The sequence below is a fragment of the uncultured Planktosalinus sp. genome, from assembly GCF_963973675.1.
In the GTDB taxonomy this organism is placed as follows: Bacteria; Bacteroidota; Bacteroidia; order Flavobacteriales; family Flavobacteriaceae; genus Planktosalinus.
The window spans coordinates 1-4,285 of the sequence record NZ_CAXBAN010000235.1 but is presented as its reverse complement, the minus strand read 5'-3'; the positions used below and the strand labels follow the sequence as shown (position 1 = coordinate 4,285).

The window sequence follows — 4,285 nt, the reverse complement described above, 5'->3', positions numbered from 1 at the left end:
ATGAGGATGAAAAATAAGTTTCTATTCTATTACTTTCGGGAATATATACTTGTAGGCTTATCAACTAAAAATTATCTTTGCGATATAAAATCAACACACTATGCATCAACATAAAAAAGTACTTGAGTTATTGAATTCAGAACCTTCATTGATTGAGATGAATGTAAAGGGCTGGGTAAGAAGCTTTAGAAGTAACCGATTTATTGCCTTGAATGATGGTTCAACAATTCATAATTTACAGTGTGTCGTAGATTTTGAAAAATTTGACGAAGCTTTGTTAAAACGTGTCACTGTAGGGGCAGCCATTTCGGTTACCGGTCATTTGACAGAGAGCCAGGGACAGGGTCAAAACGTAGAAATTCAAGTAAGTAAACTTGAAATATTGGGTGATGCAGATACAGAAGAAGTGAAGCTTACCATACTATCACCTAAAAGGCACAGCCTTGAAAAACTTAGAGAGCAAGCTCACTTAAGAGTGAGAACCAATACGTTTGGAGCAATTATGAGGGTGCGATCTAAATTGTCGTTTGCCGTCCATGAGTATTTTCATAAAAACGGGTTTTACCATGTACATACACCTATCATTACCGGAAGTGATGCTGAAGGCGCAGGTGAAATGTTTCGTGTAAGTAATTTAGACCTGGAAAATCCTCCAAAAAATGAAGACGGAAGTATCAACTTCAAAGAAGATTTTTTTGGAAAAGAGACAAATCTTACAGTAAGCGGTCAACTTGAAGCTGAGACTTATGCTATGGGGCTTGGTCAGGTTTATACTTTTGGGCCTACTTTCAGGGCAGAAAACTCAAACACCTCAAGACATCTAGCCGAGTTCTGGATGATTGAACCTGAGGTCGCCTTTAACGATTTGGCGGCCAATATGGACTTAGCTGAAGACTTTATTAAATATGTCATCAATTATATAATTGAAAACTGTAAAGATGACCTCGATTTTCTTGAACAGCGCCAACAGCAGGAAGACAAAACAAAACCAGAAGCTGAACGCAGCCCGATGCCTCTTCTGGAAAAACTTCAATTCATACTTGAAAACAATTTTAAACGCGTTAGTTATACAGAAGCAATTGAGATTTTAAAAGACTCAAAACCCAACAAGAAAAAGAAATTCAAGTATCTTATTGAAGAATGGGGTGCCGATTTACAAAGCGAACATGAACGCTTCCTCGTTGAGAAACATTTTAAGTGTCCTGTAATTTTATTTGACTATCCCGCAAAAATTAAGGCCTTTTACATGCGCTTAAACGAGGATAAAAAAACGGTAAGAGCAATGGATATTCTATTTCCCGGTATTGGTGAAATTGTTGGAGGCTCACAGCGTGAAGAACGATATGATGTACTTAAACAAAAAATAGCTGAATTGGGAATTGACGAAAATGAACTTTGGTGGTACCTTGAAACCAGAAAATTTGGCACAGCTGTACACAGTGGTTTTGGTTTAGGTTTTGAACGGTTGGTGTTGTTTGTAACCGGTATGACAAACATAAGAGATGTTATCCCTTACCCAAGAACTCCTCTCAATGCAGAGTTTTAGCAACCCAAAAAATATTGACATTTAAAAATAAAATAAAGTGCCCTAAATGTGGCTTTTTCAATACCAATAGCGATTACTGTATAAAATGTGGAACGCTTATTAATCCTAAACTTAAGCGCTCATTAGAAAATCAAAAACGAGCTGCTGAAGAAAAAGAAAAAGCCGCTCAAAAAAGTAAATTTGGGCTTTTTATTGAACGAAACAGGACTCATAAGAACATTTTCATTCGTTTATTTTTTCAATTCATTTATGGCATTTGGTTTGTTGTTATGGCCATTGGAGCTTTTATCGCATGGCTATTTGCCGCTATAGCCGCATGATTTTTCTTAAAAATATTTTTATACAGGTAGCTTTATTGATTTCATTGACTATCTATACTTGTCAGGTAACCGGAATTGGTTTACCGGCTATTATCAACAATTATGTCAATAATTTACTATGTATGCCACTTGTATTGACGAGCTGTCTTATAGTTTTACAAAAAATTAAGAGCAACAATCGCATAACAATTCCTATCTTTGTAATAGCAAGTGTCACGCTCTATTACATCCTATTTTTTGAATGGTATTTACCAACTGTAAACCCGCGTTACACAGCCGATTTAATTGACGTTTGCCTGTATATTGTTGGTGGAGTTATTTTTTATTTTTTACAGAATAAACACATCCCCCATCACGTTTAAATCAATAATTATACTTGCAAATATTACAATATATACGTAATTTAATATTTGTAACAGAAGTAAACAAATGCTGAAGCAACACTTACAATTCAAACTTTCACAAAAGCTGTCTCCTCAACAAATTCAGTTGATGAAGCTTATCCAGTTGCCAACACAACAGTTTGAACAACGAATCGCTCAGGAAATGGTCGACAATCCGGCACTAGAAGGAGGAAAAGAGGAACAAGAAGAGTTTGATGATAACTTCAGTAACGAAGAATTTGAAGATGATAATGAACATATTGATACAGAAGACATCAATATTGATGAATATTTAAGTGATGATGATGTGCCCGACTACAAATATCAAGCAAACAACTATAGTGCAGATGACGAAGACAAGCAAGTACCCTATGCTTCAGGCACTTCATTTAATGAATTTCTTCAAACACAGTTAAACACTTTTCACCTTACTGAAGAAGAGGGTGAAATAGCCAAATTTTTAGTAGGAAGTATTGATGAAAGTGGTTATATAAGACGCCCTGTACAAGATATTATGGACGATTTGGCATTTACCCAAAATGTTTTTACCACCGAAGTAACTATTGAAAAGGTATTGCACATTGTTCAGGAGCTTGATCCTGCAGGGGTAGGTGCCCGGAATTTACAAGAATGTCTTATACTGCAACTTGAAAGAAAAACCCCTACAGCTTCTGTAAGTTTAGCTTACAGAATTTTGGATGAAGCTTTTGAAGCCTTTAGCAAAAAGCATTACAACAAACTTTTACAAAAATTTGAAATCTCAGAAGATGAGTTGCGTTCGGCTATCAATGAAATTGAACATTTAAACCCAAAACCAGGGGGAACCTATTCAGGCAACAACAAGATTGTTGAACACATCATACCAGACTTTGCCATTAGAATTTCAGATGGCAATCTTGAGTTGACCCTTAATGGCAGAAATGCTCCGGAATTGCATGTTTCAAGAGAGTATACTAATATGCTAAAGGGTTATAAAGAATCATCTGAAAAGTCCAAATCACAAAAGGATGCTGTGCAATTCATCAAGCAAAAACTCGATGCCGCAAAATGGTTTATTGACGCAATTAAACAACGCCAGCAAACCCTGTTTGTCACTATGAATGCCATAATGCATTATCAAGAAGAATATTTTTTAACCGGTGACGAACGAAAATTACGCCCCATGATTTTAAAAGATATTGCTGATGAAATCAATATGGATGTATCAACTGTTTCCAGAGTGGCAAATAGTAAATATGTTGACACACCTTATGGCACTAAGCTTATTAAAGAATTTTTCTCAGAATCAATGAAAAACGATCAAGGTGAAGATGTTTCAACTAGAGAAATTAAAAAAATTCTGGAAATCACTATCAATGAAGAAGACAAGCGCAAACCATTAACTGATGATAAATTAGCTAAAATTTTAAAAGATAAAGGCTATCCTATAGCCAGGAGGACCGTAGCTAAATACCGGGAACAACTCGACCTTCCGGTTGCTCGTATGCGTAAAGAGTTATAATGAATTTGTTTTTTAAAATAGCAGCCTGGCTTTTTCATCCGTTATTGATGCCACTTTTAGGAGTGCTTTTATATTTTTTTGTAACTCCCAGGTTTATAATCCCTGAACTGGTCTACTCAAAGCTAATCGTAGTATTTATACTCACTTTTTTGATTCCGTTACTATTAATTTTTTTATTGAAGAACACGCGTATTATAAATTCAGTTCACTTAAATAAAGTGATGGAACGCAAATACCCATTAATGGTTCAATGCCTTTTGTTTGTTTTAATCATTCGAGTTGTTTTTAACCCAAATCAATATCCGGAGCTGTATTTCTTCTTTGTGGCAGTTCTCATTTCTACAATTACTGCGTTTATGTTGGTATTGTTTAAGTTTAAAGTGAGTTTACACACCTTAGGGGTATCAGGAGTTACAATGTTCCTGATTGCTTTAAGCATTCATTTTAAGATAAATGTGCTGATGATTATTGCATTTCTTCTTTTTGCTAATGGTTGGGTAGCAAGTTCAAGAATAGCAACAAAATCACACTCTTC

The 4,285-nt window shown here is 35.4% G+C and carries 5 protein-coding genes; all 5 read left to right on the top strand.

Annotated features, from left to right (window positions below):
- The first annotated feature begins 100 nt into the window (after window positions 1-100).
- On the top strand, window positions 101-1,546 hold the full coding sequence (asnS, locus tag AACY61_RS09580; protein WP_339611352.1) for an asparagine--tRNA ligase: 1,446 nt from the start codon (window positions 101-103) through the stop codon (window positions 1,544-1,546).
- A gap of 14 nt (window positions 1,547-1,560) precedes the next feature.
- Entirely contained in the window at window positions 1,561-1,866 is a 306-nt protein-coding gene (locus AACY61_RS09575; RefSeq protein WP_339611350.1) for a hypothetical protein, read from the top strand.
- Entirely contained in the window at window positions 1,863-2,228 is a 366-nt protein-coding gene (locus AACY61_RS09570; protein WP_339611349.1) for a hypothetical protein, read from the top strand. The genes AACY61_RS09575 and AACY61_RS09570 overlap by 4 nt, the downstream gene beginning before the upstream one ends.
- A 67-nt stretch (window positions 2,229-2,295) precedes the next feature.
- A complete protein-coding gene (rpoN, locus tag AACY61_RS09565) occupies window positions 2,296-3,750 on the top strand; it encodes an RNA polymerase factor sigma-54 (RefSeq protein ID WP_339611348.1) in 1,455 nt (484 codons plus the stop codon).
- Window positions 3,750-4,285 (top strand): hypothetical protein (locus AACY61_RS09560; protein ID WP_339611347.1); only part of this gene is annotated, 536 nt, incomplete at its 3' end. The genes rpoN and AACY61_RS09560, both read left to right, overlap by 1 nt.